This is a genomic window from Mesorhizobium sp. M0159 (assembly GCF_040322295.1).
In the GTDB taxonomy this organism is placed as follows: domain Bacteria; phylum Pseudomonadota; class Alphaproteobacteria; order Rhizobiales; family Rhizobiaceae; genus Mesorhizobium.
The window spans coordinates 1-14,657 of record NZ_JAMYTF010000021.1 but is presented as its reverse complement, the minus strand read 5'-3'; the positions used below and the strand labels follow the sequence as shown (position 1 = coordinate 14,657).

14 protein-coding genes and 3 pseudogenes are annotated in these 14,657 nt (G+C 59.4%); 10 read left to right on the top strand and 7 right to left on the bottom strand.

Annotated features, from left to right (window positions below; genetic code table 11):
- The first annotated feature begins 156 nt into the window (after window positions 1-156).
- Window positions 157-756 carry a hypothetical protein gene (locus tag NKJ32_RS19935; RefSeq protein ID WP_352625061.1) on the top strand — a complete coding sequence of 200 codons (600 nt, stop codon included), beginning with the start codon at window positions 157-159 and terminating at the stop codon, window positions 754-756.
- 421 nt (window positions 757-1,177) lie between these two features.
- Here the strand turns inward: NKJ32_RS19935 and NKJ32_RS19930 are convergent.
- From NKJ32_RS19930 to NKJ32_RS19920, 3 genes and pseudogenes are all read right to left on the bottom strand, one after another.
- Window positions 1,178-2,028 (bottom strand): annotated as a pseudogene (locus NKJ32_RS19930) (zinc-binding alcohol dehydrogenase family protein); the annotation flags it as partial.
- A gap of 54 nt (window positions 2,029-2,082) precedes the next feature.
- The gene (locus tag NKJ32_RS19925; RefSeq protein WP_352625059.1) at window positions 2,083-2,982 is read right to left on the bottom strand and encodes an SDR family oxidoreductase; all 900 of its coding nucleotides are present in this window, start codon (window positions 2,980-2,982) and stop codon (window positions 2,083-2,085) included.
- 69 nt (window positions 2,983-3,051) lie between these two features.
- Window positions 3,052-3,795, bottom strand: a complete 744-nt coding sequence (locus NKJ32_RS19920; RefSeq protein ID WP_352625058.1) for an SDR family oxidoreductase — start codon at window positions 3,793-3,795, stop codon at window positions 3,052-3,054.
- A gap of 112 nt (window positions 3,796-3,907) precedes the next feature.
- Here NKJ32_RS19920 and NKJ32_RS19915 point away from each other — a divergent pair, with 112 nt between their 5' ends.
- The 6 genes and pseudogenes from NKJ32_RS19915 (at window position 3,908) to NKJ32_RS19890 (ending at window position 8,703) form a co-directional block, all read left to right on the top strand.
- Window positions 3,908-4,810 carry a LysR family transcriptional regulator gene (locus tag NKJ32_RS19915; RefSeq protein ID WP_352625057.1) on the top strand — a complete coding sequence of 301 codons (903 nt, stop codon included), beginning with the start codon at window positions 3,908-3,910 and terminating at the stop codon, window positions 4,808-4,810.
- 718 nt (window positions 4,811-5,528) lie between these two features.
- Window positions 5,529-6,848, top strand: coding sequence for a DUF2130 domain-containing protein (locus NKJ32_RS19910; protein ID WP_352828589.1), 1,320 nt, complete (start codon window positions 5,529-5,531; stop codon window positions 6,846-6,848).
- A 138-nt stretch (window positions 6,849-6,986) separates the two neighbouring features.
- The gene (locus NKJ32_RS19905) at window positions 6,987-7,169 is read left to right on the top strand and encodes a hypothetical protein (RefSeq protein ID WP_352828586.1); all 183 of its coding nucleotides are present in this window, start codon (window positions 6,987-6,989) and stop codon (window positions 7,167-7,169) included.
- Window positions 7,147-7,362: pseudogene (locus tag NKJ32_RS35520) on the top strand (DinB/UmuC family translesion DNA polymerase); the annotation flags it as partial. The gene NKJ32_RS19905 and the pseudogene NKJ32_RS35520, both read left to right, overlap by 23 nt.
- 199 nt (window positions 7,363-7,561) lie before the next feature.
- Window positions 7,562-8,050 carry a hypothetical protein gene (locus tag NKJ32_RS19895; protein WP_352625054.1) on the top strand — a complete coding sequence of 163 codons (489 nt, stop codon included), beginning with the start codon at window positions 7,562-7,564 and terminating at the stop codon, window positions 8,048-8,050.
- Complete coding sequence (locus NKJ32_RS19890; RefSeq protein ID WP_352828583.1) at window positions 8,050-8,703, top strand: hypothetical protein; 654 nt, start codon at window positions 8,050-8,052, stop codon at window positions 8,701-8,703. The genes NKJ32_RS19895 and NKJ32_RS19890 overlap by 1 nt, the downstream gene beginning before the upstream one ends.
- A gap of 16 nt (window positions 8,704-8,719) precedes the next feature.
- Here the strand turns inward: NKJ32_RS19890 and NKJ32_RS35515 are convergent.
- A pseudogene (locus NKJ32_RS35515) lies at window positions 8,720-8,837 on the bottom strand (XRE family transcriptional regulator); the annotation flags it as partial.
- 213 nt (window positions 8,838-9,050) lie between these two features.
- Entirely contained in the window at window positions 9,051-9,173 is a 123-nt protein-coding gene (locus tag NKJ32_RS19885) for a hypothetical protein (RefSeq protein ID WP_352625052.1), read from the bottom strand.
- A 144-nt stretch (window positions 9,174-9,317) separates the two neighbouring features.
- Between NKJ32_RS19885 and NKJ32_RS19880 the strand changes: the two genes are divergently transcribed.
- Window positions 9,318-9,569, top strand: coding sequence for a DUF6074 family protein (locus NKJ32_RS19880; RefSeq protein ID WP_352449758.1), 252 nt, complete (start codon window positions 9,318-9,320; stop codon window positions 9,567-9,569).
- A 941-nt stretch (window positions 9,570-10,510) separates the two neighbouring features.
- Here NKJ32_RS19880 and NKJ32_RS19875 read toward each other — a convergent pair.
- Entirely contained in the window at window positions 10,511-10,633 is a 123-nt protein-coding gene (locus NKJ32_RS19875; protein WP_352625049.1) for a hypothetical protein, read from the bottom strand.
- Between the two features lie 89 nt (window positions 10,634-10,722).
- Between NKJ32_RS19875 and NKJ32_RS19870 the strand changes: the two genes are divergently transcribed.
- A complete protein-coding gene (locus NKJ32_RS19870) occupies window positions 10,723-12,408 on the top strand; it encodes a winged helix-turn-helix domain-containing tetratricopeptide repeat protein (protein ID WP_352708595.1) in 1,686 nt (561 codons plus the stop codon).
- Window positions 12,409-12,781: 373 nt separating this feature from the next.
- Here NKJ32_RS19870 and NKJ32_RS19865 read toward each other — a convergent pair whose 3' ends face one another.
- On the bottom strand, window positions 12,782-12,973 hold the full coding sequence (locus NKJ32_RS19865; protein WP_023679340.1) for a DUF6494 family protein: 192 nt from the start codon (window positions 12,971-12,973) through the stop codon (window positions 12,782-12,784).
- 695 nt (window positions 12,974-13,668) lie between these two features.
- Here NKJ32_RS19865 and NKJ32_RS19860 point away from each other — a divergent pair.
- The gene (locus NKJ32_RS19860; RefSeq protein ID WP_352625070.1) at window positions 13,669-14,157 is read left to right on the top strand and encodes an ATP-dependent DNA ligase; all 489 of its coding nucleotides are present in this window, start codon (window positions 13,669-13,671) and stop codon (window positions 14,155-14,157) included.
- Window positions 14,158-14,657: the final 500 nt, after the last annotated feature.

Below are 14,657 nucleotides of genomic sequence, written 5' to 3'. Positions count from 1 at the left end.
GACGCAATCTGACCCGGCTAAGACGTTGCGTGCCTATGCAAAGCATCGGCGTGCGCAGGCCTTGATACCGCTTTCTCAATGACATGACATCGTGTAGTCTTTGCAGCTCTGTTCTTGAAGCTAGAGGCCCGGAGAGGCCTTCGCGGGAGAGCGGCAGTGACATCTACATTCGACGCATCCAAACAACGCGCGTGGTACGCACGTCCTTGCGTGCTCTCGACATGTTCACCGAGCTTTCGAGACGAATCAAAGGAGAACACAATGAGGAGGTTTAGCACGATCACTGCGGTTGCGACCCCTTTGTTAATTATCGCGTCTCCCGTTCAGGCCGAGCCGGTGAAGTTTGAGGCGCTTGTCGCGCAGAAGGAAGCCATCCGGCTCGATTTCGCCGATGCGAGCAAGCACTTCTTCTTGCTGGTCCGACGGGAAGGCAAGTCCGAAGGTCAGGGTCCACTCGCCGGCGCGACCGTTCAGGAATATGGCGCTCACGACGTCGTGCCAGGCGTTGGCGGCGAACCGCGCGGCTATCTGGAATTCGCTACGACGGATGGCAACAAGGCCTACATAAAATGGGTTATCCAGGCGGTGTTCGTCCCCGGGCCTGATGGTAAGCCGAAGCTCCTGGACAATGGAGTGTGGCAGGTCGTTGGCGGCACCGGCAAGCTGGAGAAGCTCAAAGGCGCCGGAAGCTTTCGTTTGCTGCCAACCGGTCCCACCGAGCGCCGTTTCGTGATGGAAGGCGAACTCGTCCAGTAGGGATCGCCGTCGAAGACGAAATTACTCGCTGGTTGCCAATCGTCACAGCGCTCGGCCTAAGCTTGACTGAGCGGTTCGAGTCGACTGGGTCCATGGTGCCCACCACATCAGCGTGGGCTTGTCAGCTGATGGCACCACGTGCTCGTTCTGTAGCCGAACGGCAACTTCCCACCCTTCTCCGACCCTCGATTTCGCGCGGGACTGGAGCTCGGAATCGGGCCGCTGTTCATGATATGATCTTTCTACCGTATATCTGTGCCCCTTTAATGTTCAGGGGCGTTGTAGTCGTGTTGCTGTCCGCAAAGAGCCATCAGTGCCGGTTGCCGCGAATGTCGGCTATCAGGCAGCGAAATGTGAAGGGCAACTCAGGGTCACAAAGCGACGCTTCAGCCCGCGTCGCTCTGTCCGTTGTCGCAGGTTCTCACAGGTCGATCTGTTCAGAGATCGCCAAAGCGTCGTCCCCTTTGATGCCGAGATAGCGGACCGTGCTCTCAAGCTTCGTATGGCCCAGGAGCAGTTGCACCGCGCGAATGTTTCCCGTCTTCGTGTAGATCTGCGCGGCTTTCGTACGCCTCATCGAATGAGTTCGGTCCAGGTCGTGCCGGACGCGCGCTTTGTTCAGAATTTCGCCCTGCTCGGCCAGATCCTGCGTGCCGTAAATCGAACGCGTGAACATCAGCTCATGGTGGATCAACACCGCCTTAGGCTTGAACAGCATGATGTCGAACGTCTTCGGGTCGTCGATGAGGCCAAACCGACCCTGCGGCGCGATCAGCTCGGCAATCTCGCTGACATGCTTTTCGGTGTGCGTCGTCGAAAAGACAAAGGCTGGCGCACCGATACCAAGTGCGGCGAATTCAGCGGCAAGCGGTTTGGAATGATCAATGACGTGATTGGCGCCGAGCGTTTTGACCATGCCTGCGTGTCGGAGCGCGATGCCGTGGCGATCACGGTGAGATCGGTGCACTGGCGTGCGATCTGAATGGCAATTGAACCGACGCCGCGCGCTCCCCCAACGATGAGGATCGCGGGCGCCGCACCTGGCACAGCCCTGTGCACGTCGAGGCGGTCGAAGAAGGCTTCCCAGGCAGTGAGCGACGTCAGCGGCAGTGCTGCCGCCTCGGCCCAGTCCAGCGATTTGGGCTTCTTGCCGACGATGCGCTCATCGACGAGATGGAACTCGGCATTGGCGCCCGTCCGAGCAATTGAGCCGGCATAGAATACCTCGTCGCCCGGCTGGAACAACGTGACCTCAGGGCCTACGGCGCCGATACTTGAGACGCAGATAAGTCGTATCTGCGCGGTCCGTCGGCGGGGCATTCTGCGTCAGGAGACGCGGGGCGTGAGCAGGACTTCCAGGCCGATGTTGCGGTACATCTCACGGCGCATGCGGTCGGCGACGCCATTGACGATCTCGGCCCCGTCTTGCGACGGATCGACGTGGACCCGGAACGGACGCTTGCCGAAGGGCGCGCCGACGACGCGAACGATCTCGCGGGCCACTTGTGCCGGATCGGCGTCGGCGGGTTCCAGGCCCGCTAGGCCCTTCAGCGCTTTGTCGGCGATCCCGGCGTAGGGGCCGGATTCATACTCTGCGACTCGGACCGTATCGGACGGCGAACCGGAGTGAGCGAAGTGGTTGGTGCCCTTGGTGAAGGCGCCTGGCACCATGATCGTCGTCTCGATGCCCCACAGGGCCAGTTCAGTCGAATAGGACACCGCCAGGGCGTCCATGGCCGCCTTGGCGGCGAAGTAGGGCGCCAGGAAGGGCGGCGTGCCGCCGCGCGTCGAGGACGAGCCGACCCAGACCAGCAGACCCTTGCCCTGGCCGCGCATGTGCGGCAGCGCGGCGCGATTAACCCGCTGCGCGCCCAGCACGTTGACGTCGTACTGCTGGATGAACTGGTCCGGGGTGAAGGCCTCGGCAGGGCCGAATACCATATGCCCGGCATTGTGGACGATGACGTCGAGCCGGCCTATGTCCTTCAGAACATGAGCGATACCGGTCTCCGCCGAGGTGTCGGACTGGACGTCCAACTCGATGGTGCGCAGGTCGAGGCCATGCTCCTTCGACCAGGCGGCGACTTCGGCGACGCGAGGAGCGTTGCGGCCTTCGGTCTCGCGCATGGAGGCATAGACCGTGTGGCCGGCTTCGGCCAGGGCGCGTGCGGTCATGAGGCCGAAGCCCGACGAGGCGCCGGTGACGAGGATGACTTGCTTGGACATGGTGATGGTCCTTCTTCTGGATTTGGATGAACTTATGGCTGTGTTGTGGTCTTTGGCGGTCGGCTGAGATCAAATGATCCCGCCATTGGCGCGCAATATCTGGCCGTTGATCCAGGAGCCGTCTGGCCCCGCCAGGAAGGCGACGGCGTTGGCGATGTCTTCGGGCTGGCCGAGACGTTCAAGCGGCGCCAGCTTCGCGAGGCGGTCGATCAGCTCCTGCGGTTTGCCGTCGAGGAAGAGCTTCGTGGCGGTCGGTCCGGGGGCGATCGCGTTGACGGTGATGTTCCGGCCCCGCAATTCCCTCGCGAGAATGGGAGTCATGGCCTCGACCGCGGCCTTGGTGCCGGCATAGACGCCATAGGTAGGCTGCAGCAGCCCCACGACACTTGAGGAGAAGTTGACGATCCGACCACCGTCGCGCAGGCGCTTGGCCGCTTCGCGCAGCGTGTTGAACGTGCCCTTCAGGTTGATCGCGATCTGGCGATCGAACAGCGCATCATCACTCTCAGCGATCGTCGCCAGATTCATGATGCCGGCATTGTTGATCAGCACGTCAACGCCGCCGAAAGCGGTCTCGGCGGAATCGAACATGCGGCGTACGGCTTGTGCGTCTGAAATATCGGCCTGCGCAGTAACCGCCCGCCCGCCGCCCGCCGCTTCGATCCTGGCGACCACCGCATCCGCCGAGGCGGCGTTGCCGGCATAGTTCACCACCACGGTGAAGCCGTCCTTGCCGAGGCGTTCGGCGACGGCCGCGCCGATGCCGCCCGAGGCGCCGGTCACGATGGCAACCTTCTGTGTCTGATTGGTCATTGTCTGTCTCCTTCTGTGGGTGTCGTTGTGGCTCCTGATGACAGACAGATGCACCTTTCGCTTATGCAGATAATCATGCATTATCCGGCATCACTATCCGACAGGTCGTATTATGGATCGTTTCGACGCCATGCGCGTCTTCACTCGCATCGTCGAACGCAGGAGCTTTACCAAAGCTGCCGATGACCTCAGTCTGCCGCGTTCATCCGTGACAGACGCCGTGCAAGGGCTGGAGGCGCGGCTCGGTGTGCGGCTGTTGCAGCGGACCACCCGTCAGGTCAGCCCCACACTCGATGGCGAGGCCTATTACCAACGATGCGTCAGCCTTATCGCTGACCTGGAGGATGCCGAGGGCGCTTTCGTCGGCGCTAAGCCGTCAGGCCTCATCCGCGTGGACGTGCATGGCACGCAAGCGCGGCACTTCCTGTTGCCCGGTCTGCCGCGCTTTCGCGAAATGTACCCCGACATCCGCCTGCATTTCAGCGAGGCGCATCAGCCCGTGGACCTGATCCGGGAAGGGTTCGACTGCATCCTGAGAGCGGGCGAGCTGGCCGACAGCGCGCTAATCAGGCGGCGGCTGGCTATTCTGGAGCGGGGCACCTTTGCCAGTCCGGACTATCTTAAGCGGCTGGGCACGCCGAACACACCCGACGACCTTAATGGCCATGAAATGATCGGGCTGCTTGCGCCCGACACGACCGAGGTCGTCCCTCTCGCTTTCCTTGTGAAAGGAAAAGTGAACCGCATCACGCTGCCTGCCATGATGACGGTGACCGGCCCGGAGACGAACGTTGCCGCCGCCGGTCTTGGCCTTGGGCTCATTCAGGTGCCGCGCTATCGTGTAGTCTCGGAGCTGGCGAGCGGCGCGCTTATCGAAGTCTTAGCCAACTTCCCACCGACGCCCTTGCCAGTTCACGCGCTTTATTCGCACAAGCACCAGCTGTCGCCGCGGCTGCGAGTGTTCATCGACTGGGTGGCGGAGCAATTCCGCGACAAGACTGCACCGAAAATATGATACCTTCCCCCAAGGGCGCAGACGATGCTCCGATTGTTTGCAATTATCGGTCGATTCGTGAATGGCAACCTGGGCACCAGACGCAGCCTAGTCGTCACTGCCGCCAACGATCTGCCCGGTGGGACGCCCGCGGGCTCGCGCATTGGCGGCCACTATCGCGCAGATTCATAGCGGCGTTAGAGGGCTATAGAGTAGACAAAGTTCTCATCTTCATCCCGCACGGCCCGCCGCGAAGTGGCCTTATGTCAAGTTTTCCGCTGATAGCGCGCATTGTGCTGCGGACACCGGGAGTCCGAATAGGGTCAAAGGCGTGAATTTGAGACGACATCACGGTCTCAATCAGCGCGGATAGAGATTTCAGTTTCGAACGGAAACGGGAAGCTGAAATAGCTGGCGGATTGTCGGTGCAATGAAAGAATCAGCCCAGCGAGCTTTCAGCCACGTCCAGGCGAAAAAGACGGAATTCGGCATTTGCGCGCGGTTTCGACATTTCGAAAATACACGTCGAGGTAATCGACCTCCGTGGCAATCGAGTCGAGGCTGAGGTTGCTGCCGCTCGCGCAGGCGATCGTTCCGCAAAACAAGTGAAAGAAGCGCGCCTCCCCTAGCTTTGCGGCGGGGATAACCCATCAGTTCACTCTTTGTTCTTTTCCGAAAACGCTTGGCGAGATATAGTCTGGGGTGTCCTAAAATAGATTCCTCAGGGAGCAGCGCGCAGATGACCATCCAGCCCACCAATACCATGCTGCAGGGGGACAGGATTCTCAATGAACCGACCATCAGCTGCCCAAGCTGCAAGACGGAAATCAAGCTCAATGAGTCGCTCGCCGCCCCTTTGATTGCCGCCACGCGTGAAGAATACGAAATGCGCCTGGCGCAGAACAAGGCATCGATGGCTGCCAGAGAAGAGGAGCTTAAGCGCCAGCAGGCCGAGATCGCCGCCGCCAAAGAGGACATCGGCAACCAGGTGGCTGAGCAAATCAAGCTTGAGCGTGCCGGAATCGCGATCGAGGAGGCCCGCAAGGCAAAACTGCTGCTGTCGGTAGACCTGGAGGATAAGGATAAAAAGCTGGCTGAGCTGGAGGCGACGTTGAAGGCGCGTGACGAAAAGCTCACCGAGGCCCAGCAGCAACAGGCGGAATTCCTGAAAAAGCAGCGTGCGCTTGACGACGAAAAGCGCGAGATGGCGCTGATCATCGAAAGGAAGATCCAGGAAGGACTGGACGCCGTTCGAGTCAAGGCGAGGTCGGAAGCCGAAGACGGCCTTAAAATGAAGGTTGCGGAGAAAGAAGAACAGATCGCCGGCATGCAGCGTCAGATTGAGGAGCTGAAGCGTCGTGCGGAACAGGGTTCCCAGCAGCTTCAGGGTGAAGTGCTGGAGCTCGAGCTGGAAGCCCTCATTGCCAGCCGGTTCCCGATGGACATCATTGAACCGGTTGCCAAGGGTGAGTTCGGCGGAGATGTCCTGCACCGCGTGGTCGGACCGGCCGGCCAGCCATGCGGCGCCATTTTATGGGAATCGAAACGCACCAAGAACTGGAGCCAGGGTTGGCTGGGGAAGCTCAGGGCGGATCAACGGGCGGCGAAAGCGGATATCGCGCTTATGATCTCCGAAGCTCTGCCTCCCGGTGTGGAAACCTTCGATCTTCTGGACGGCGTCTATGTCGCCCATCCCAAATGCGCGATGCCGATCGCAATCATGCTCCGGCAATCCCTTATCGAGCTGGCGAACTCCCGCCTCGCCCAGGACGGCCAAGCTACCAAAATGGGGCAGGTCTATGGCTATCTGACCGGTCCGCGGTTCCGCCATCGCGTCGAGGCCATCGTCGAAAAGTTCTCTGATATGCAGGAGGACCTGGCCAAGGAACGCAAGGCCTCAACACGCCTGTGGGCCAAGCGGGAGGCTCAAATACAAGTCGTAATCGAATCGACCGTCGGGATGTACGGCGATTTGCAAGGCATCGCTGGAAAGGTGATGCAAGAGATTGAGTGCTTGGAGGTCCTGGCTATTGAAGCATCTCCGCCCGGTGCCGGATAGGCAATCGGTATGCAGCTCAACAGGAAAACGATTGGGCAATCTGGAGCGGCTTCCCCAGACGTAACCATCGAACTTCTTCAGATGGCGTAAGCAAAAGAAGTCCGCCGCACCTGAGGCAAACATCGTCGGCCGATCGCTGTGGCCGACGTCTATAAGGCGGTCTCGCAGCAAATCCGGGAGATCTTCGCCGAGCACACGCCGAAACTGTTCGCGCGCCTGCAGGTGCCGAAGCCTCCGCGCGGCGCTGGTTTCAAGCTCCTCTCGGAAAGCGGCCAGCGGTGGGCGGCGCAATGTCTGCGACGAGCGACCGGTGCAGCCTGATCGCGTGCGCAAGTCCGTAGGAGCGGAGGATACGTTTGCGCGGGATCTGTTCACGATAGCAGAGGCACGCGAAGGGTTGCGTCCGCTCATAGAAAAGGTGTGGCGGTATTGCGAACACAACGAAATCTCTGGGCGCGCGGTGACGCTCAAGGTCAAGTATGCCGATTTCCGCCAGATTACGCGGCGTCGCACCAGTGAAACCGACGCGATCTGTCCGGCCGCGGTATCGATGTCCGCGCGGCACAACCTCGGGGAAGCAGGCTGCCAGACCTCGACGCGGACCTCGCGGCTCAGATCCTTCTCCTCATCCAGGGTCGCGCCCAGGACTGGTCCTGGAAGGTAGGATAGCCACACGCTGGGGAACCTCCGTCCAGAGCAGTGCGGCGAGGCTCGTGGAACGGCTGCTACCATTGGCGCGAGCGCAGCTGCTGCTGTTCGAAACCGAAGGTACGCGGCACTCCTACGTTGCGAACGGGCCTGTCATTTTCGTGCGTCTGACAGCGCAACTGCAGGAGCGGATCGCGATGCTTGCCAGAATGGTGCGGGACCAAAAGCTCCAGCATGTGGTCATGCCGTTGATTGCAGCCGATCATGCGTGGTCGGCGCATCATCTCCATGGGCCGGAGTCGCAGCTGTTTCTGGACAGCTGGCTGTGCGTTTCGGCAAGCGAGATCTGGGTCGAATGGAGCCGCAAGCCTTGGCGCGAGGAAGATCCGCCGGTGCGGTTCGCTACAGGTCCTATAGGCCTGCGCGCCGTCATGCCGATTGATTTCATGCCTGTCCGAGAGGCCGCTCTGCCGGCGGCGATTTCCGCTGCAACAGTCAAACCATATCACAAGCGCCTTCGCGCACTTCTGGAAGCCGAGCGGGTCATGAGATGATGAGCCGTGCCGCCTATGAGATGGAGCGGGAAGTTCCTGGCGAGATCCTGGCTGTGGCGGACCGGATCTGGTTTGGGGAAAAGAGGCCCTTTCAGACCGCGCGGGAGGCTTGGCGGTATGTTGAGGATGAACTGGAACGCTGGGAGAAGGAGCTCGAGGCCGGGCGATCTGATTTGGCCCGATCGATCCTCGGAATCAGGCCCGGAGACATCGTTGCGTCGCAGAGCCGCGGCGGGCTGTTGCGGCTTTTGGTCATCGGGATTTCGCTCTACCCCAGCGACGGGCATGTCACCTTCGTCGTCCAGGGGATTCGTTTTCGCAAGGACGGCACACTCGGCAAGTTGCACGAAACACTGACTTGTCATTCAAAGACGAAGGCAAGCGGAGGCAAGATAGGCAAAGGTGATTGGGCGCCGGTCAGGGAGGCAACCAACGATTTCGGCGGCACCCTCCAACATTCCGTCCATCCGGTCGGAAGCGCATGGTTCAGTTCAACGCTTCGACTATCAGTCGCAAACTACACATCACAAGGTAGTGGATATTCAACTCACTTGCAGATTACCCCACTGGTCACGCGGCGTCCAATATGTCCGACTCCGCCTCAAGTATTTCCACAGAATAGGGACAGCGATCGCGCGATCCGATCCCGATAGCCCTTGTTGTACCTTAGACCCGACTCGATGTTTTGGATTTCCTCAGCGGCTAGCCCGCACGCCACCGCCAAGTCCTCGATCGAATACCCAAGGTACTCACGATAAGCGCAAATGATATGGATCCCCTCCGACATAGCTGCCAAGACTGTCCCGGGAATGCGCGAATCCTTCATAGACACCTCCAAGAACAACAGGGATGCCTAACACAATCGGGAGATTTCCTCCCGACCTGGCGATCCCAGCAAATGAAATAAATGGACGTCGATTCGGCCGGATCGGCCTCGTCCATGGAAAAGGCCACCTGAATTGGCCGCCAGGTCGGAGTATGGCGGTTCACCTGGTTCTGATCAAGTCCAAGAGCCTGCCTGCCCTAAGATGGCCTGACCGGCTGTACCGCTCGCTTCCTGCGCGATCACCCGCGGTCCATCATAGCCGATGGACTTCTTGAACAGGAACTCGAACTCGCCCATGCCGCCGCGTCCAGTGGCTGTTCGAGGTACCGTCCACCGAGGCGGACGCTTTATTCCATTGCTGACCATTGTCCAAAAGCGCTGTTAACCAAATTTTCTCACCCGCCAATGCTTATTCGCGCGACTGAAGGGGTGAGGTGATCGATGTGTGATTCAAACATAAGCGCGTTTCCGCTGCATCGGCGGCGGAAGTTGGTCGAAGGGATCGCCCGGGTCCTAGAATCAAAGAACGGGGAGGACGCGAACGCCTTCTGGCGCAACACCGCTAAGGCAATTCTCGTTCAACTGTCCGAATCAGGAATTGCACCCGGGGTCGCCGAACAGGAAGTTGGAACGCTTCTTCATGCTGTCTTGGGCGATATCGCCACCCGCAGTGCTGCGAAACTTGCACAATAGCATCGGCTCACGACGAAGGATTGCCGCATAGAGACGCCCCGGGGCTCAGCAAGCGTAGCACCACTGCATCCGTCAAATGCAAGGTTTCTCAGTGCGGATGAAAAGATCACCGCGTTCGTCGAAATCATGCGCGCGGATGTGCTCTCGGGCGAGATACGGTTCCGCTTCGCCTGTCCGGCGGTCATCGACCAAATCGAGGTAGGCGATGCGGAAACCCGCATTCATGGAAGGCCGACGGACCTTTTCCACGAGCTGAACCGCAAAACCAAGCCGTTGAGTTCCACACTGCACTCTTATGTAACAGACCCAAGGTTGATTGACGATCCTGTCCCAGGTCCACGCGGTCCCGAACCGGCACAACGCGCCATGAACTGCCGTTCGGCGTAGGCGGCCCAATGGCGGAGTTGGCGCGAAGCCGACATTGGTAGCCGCGCATGGTGAGTCCTGCTCTCGATGCAACAAGTCCCGGATTGCGTTTGGGCGGCGGTTTGGGACGGTTCGCGTGTGTCACGCCGAATGACTGGCACAAAGAGGTATTTCACGGTGCGTTCGCGCGTCAGCAACAGCGCCTTCGACGTGTCCATATCGGGGTCGCGGCGGGTTCAGGTGTAGAGATTGAACTCGTCGCTAGTGCTCAGGATGATGCGAGGGCCGCCTTCGCTGACTTGCTCCCTGAGGCGGGCGACAGTAACCGCCGGGGTTGGGACTCGTCTGAGCATTGTAACCAGAAGCGATAGTCGTTTATTTCCTCTCACAGATGTAAGCGGTTGACAGATATTTAAGACCAACAGGAGGCCAGATAAATTCATATTGGTGTTTCAGATATTTGCATTCGGCCTCTGAAACCAACACCTTGGGAGGAAAGCCATTTTCATGATTGCCGGCTACTACGGTGCCGTCAAAATTTAACAGAAGGGTAATTAAAAGAAACTGTTCCATCGCTATCCCCTAATCTCCCTGACATGGTCAGGGCCGCAGAGTTTCGCGATGCGGGAATCCGCTTTTGCAGCCGTTTGCACTGCCAAAAGAAGAGCGAGCTCGATGATGAGCTTGGTGCGATTCATGTCGTCCTCCGTCCCATCCAGTGCTGCTGGGATCGCTTGGAAGCGACGGCCGAATGGGCTAGAGTTAGGAGGCGCGCCAGGTGGGTGAAATGTCCCGAACGGCCCCTGAAATTGACCTGAAATCTGCTGAAACGGTCAAGTTTCGCGGTTTTGTCTTCCTGACGAAAAGCAAAGAATTCCGAACCGTCGAAGGCAAAGCGATCAGTCTTCGCAGCCAGTCCGCCGAGGTGCTCTCCGTGCTCGCGGCGCGACCGGGCGAAATCGTGTCCAAGGATGCGCTGATGCAAGCGGTTTGGCCCGATACCTTCGTGACCGACGACAGCCTCACTCAATGCATTGCCGATATCCGCCGCGCCTTGGGGGACGACGCGCACGTCATCGTGGAAACCCTCCCCAAGAGAGGCTACCGGCTGAATGCCAATCCGTCGGACGCGGCGGACGCAAACGCCGCAGCCGGCACGAAACGTGCCAAGACACGATTCTCGCAGCGCGGCTTCATTCTTGCTGCAATCGTTCTCGCTGCGGCAGCGATCGGCGCATACTACGGCGCGGAAATATGGCGAGCCGCTCCAGTTCCTTCGAGCGACATGCCGAGGATTGCGATCCTTCCCTTCGACGACTTCAGTACCGGCGCGGATAAGGGATATCTCAGCGATGCCGTCGCCGAGGGGATCATCACCGAGCTTTCGCGGAGCAAGACTTATGCCGTCATCGCCCGAAACTCGAGCTTCAGGTACCGCGACCAGCCGGTCGACACCAGGAAGATCGGAGATGAACTCGGCGTCGACTACCTGCTCGAAGGCAGCCAGCAGAAGGTCGGAGATCGGCTGAAAGTGACCGCCCAGTTGCTGAATGCGCATGACGGATCGCATGTCTGGGCCAACACCTACAACCGGGAGATTGGCAATTTTTTCGTCATCCAGGAGGAAATCATCCGCACGCTTGCGGATCGGGTCGGGCAGAGAATCCAGCGCCCGCTGCCAAGGAGTGACGCCGCGCAGGTCAGCGCGCTGCGCTATTACCTGATGGGAAGGGCCGAGCTGATGGGAAGGGCCGAGATCAATTTCTCTGCCGCGGGGAACGATCTGCTAAGGCAGTTCAGCCTCAAGGCGATCGAAGCGGATCCGAACGCCCAGTTCGGCTATATCGGGATGGCCTGGTCCTATCGCCATGACGCGGTATTCTGGCACAAGCAGGAAAATAACCCCGACGAGGCGTTGAAGCGGGCCGCCGAATACGCCGATAAGGCTATTCTACTCGCTCCCGACGATTCCGAGGCGCATAACATCCGCGCCAGCATCCACACCGAAGCCGGCGAGATGGAGCAGGCCCTTGCCCGGTACGATCAGGCGATCGCCCTGAACCCCAGCGACTCGAATATCCTCGTCATGAGTGCAGGCGTGCTGCTGAATGTTGGCCGCACGGACGAAGCGATCGATCGGATCGAGCAGGCCAAGGGCATCGATCCTTTTTACCCTGACTGGTTCCACTGGCAGATGGGCTGGGCGCTCTACGAAAAGAACGATTGCGGGGCTGCGCTGACGGCGATGCGGAAAATGTCCAGAATCCCGAGCGGCGCACACCGAATGCTTGCGGGGATCCACGCTTGTCTGGGAAACAAGCGGGAAGCAAAGGAAGCACTTGCGGTTTTCCTCAAAGACTCGCCCGGCGACTCCATCAGCAAACAACGCAGGCAGTGGGAGAAGAACTACCTCGCCGCCGGGGCCCTCGAGCGCTGGATCGGACACATGCGGTTCGCGGGGTTGCCGGACTGAACGGCTGTCCGGTTGTGGCCCGGCAGAAGTCCGATAGGCCGAATAAAAACCGTTGAAGCCTTTGTGTTGTGGACGGTGGTTGCCCTCAAAGCAAGATCATCCTTCATAGGAATATTGGGTGCGGGAAAGTCGGCATTGGGGCCGACTTGCGCCACAGTACGCTCGCACCCCAACTTCTGGAACGGGTCATGGCCGTGAATTGACCCGGAGCGAGCGAGCTTCCGCTTAGGGTCGGTCTTTCGCGTTCCCTCAGAATCGCAAGAGCGTGGGGTGAGCGGTACTACATCGACCCGGCCAAACGCCATTCCAACCGCTGATCCGTCTCGACGGCTTTCGGCCGCGTCGGACGTTTCGCTAGGTCGCTTCGCCCGGCTTATGGAAGTTCGATCTCGCCGTCCACCACGTGGTTGAGGCCGGTGCCTTCCGCCGTCAGCGTCATGCGGACCTTCAGCTTCTTGCCGCCGATTTGCCCTTCGCGCACCGTCTCCTCGATCTTGCGCTGGGAGGTGACGCCGACTTCCTTCAGGAACTTGCGGATCGACATGTTGACGGCGTCTTCGCTCATGGCGAAACTCCTCTGTGTCCGGAAGGGATTGTAAGGGAAGGCAAGGGATCAAGGAAGCAGCACGGTGACCTACGGTTTTATTGAAATAGACCTCGAGCCGGGAGGAGACGTCGGGTCCTTAAACTTGATCGACCCCTGGCAGGAGGAGTGGAACCGATCGACGTCTTGCGCAGAAGGAGCACGATGACGGCCATCTCGGCCTTGATCTGACCGATCAGGAAAAGAGTGATCTGATCGAGTACCTCAAATCGATCTGATCAGCACTCGGCGCTTCTTTGGGTTCGATTGAGAGGAAAGATCATTAAAGAAGATCGTGGTGAGATAAATTGCGGGTCGGCACAACGTGAGCCAGGCCAAGCGCTGTGCTGGGCACACGCGCCTTACTGTAGCCGTTCCGAATCACGTTCTGTTCACTCTAGCTAATATAAGCTTTGTACCGAGTATTGACTGGGTGCGTAAAATTGTAAGTACCGGCGCCGGCCGCCTCGAGTTCATACCGCCTATGGAGCCCAAGCTGGTCGCAAAGCCGCCCGAGGGCGAACACTGGATTCACGAGATCAAGCTCGACGGCTACCGAACCCAGATCATCATAAAGAGCCCTGACGATATTCGCGCATTCAGCAGCAGCGGAGCGGACTGGACCAGGAAATACGCAGGCATCATCGAGGCGGCCCGGATTCTCGACGTAGAACGCGATCTTCGAGGGCGAGGCGGTCGTCACCGGCGCGAATGGCCTGCCCGATTTCGACGCACTGCAGAAAGCCGTCCACAGCGATCCGTACGCCACGATCCTCGGCGCCTTCGATATCATGCATCTCGACGGCCACGATCTGCGCGACATCGGATGCAAGGCGCGCCGGGAGCTTCTTTTCGGCATCATTAAGTCGAACAGCAGGATCCAGTTCAGCGAGGCGATACCTGGCGACCCCAAAGCCATCTTCTATCTCGCCGACAATGCGGGGCTAGAAGGGATTGTCTCCAAGCGCGCCGACAGCCCGTATCGAAGTGGCCCGACATCGAATTGGCTGAAGACGAAGAGCTTCACGGTCCAGGAATACGAACTGCTGGGCGTCGAGCGTGAGCCGGGCAAGGCGGCATTCGCCTTACTGGCCGAGCCAGGCACCGGGAAGTATGTCGGTTCGGCGTTCATCAGTCTGGGCCGCGACATGAAGGAACGGCTGTGAAAGCGGGTCAAGGAACATGCCGGCCCGCTCCGGGCGGCATCAAGAAGCGACCGGCGACGCAGTGGGTTGGGCCAGGCGTGAAGCTGCGATCAAGCACCTTCGTGGCGAACATAAGTATATACGCCATGCCTCGCTGCTTGGCTTCGGCGACGATCCGGAGCGTCCCGGAAAATAATGACGAGCCGCTTCGCTGCGGGTCAATCAAGTAACCGATACAATCCGCTGATTGATTAAATTCGTTGTCACGACGAGGCCAAGCGTTGCCTTCGATATCGGCTCTCAGTCCAACACGGAAGCAAGCGAACCTCAAATGCAGTCTGTCTCACAACACTGCGCTGGCTAAAGCCAAGTTCAATTCATCAGTCGCGTTGCAGAATTCGTTGTCAATAAGGCACTTGCGCCAGCAAGATAAATCGAGCCATTGCCGTTCATCTCGATCCGGTTGACCACAAAGATGCGAGGCTTACTGTCGGTCGACAATGCACCGCCACCTGTAAGAA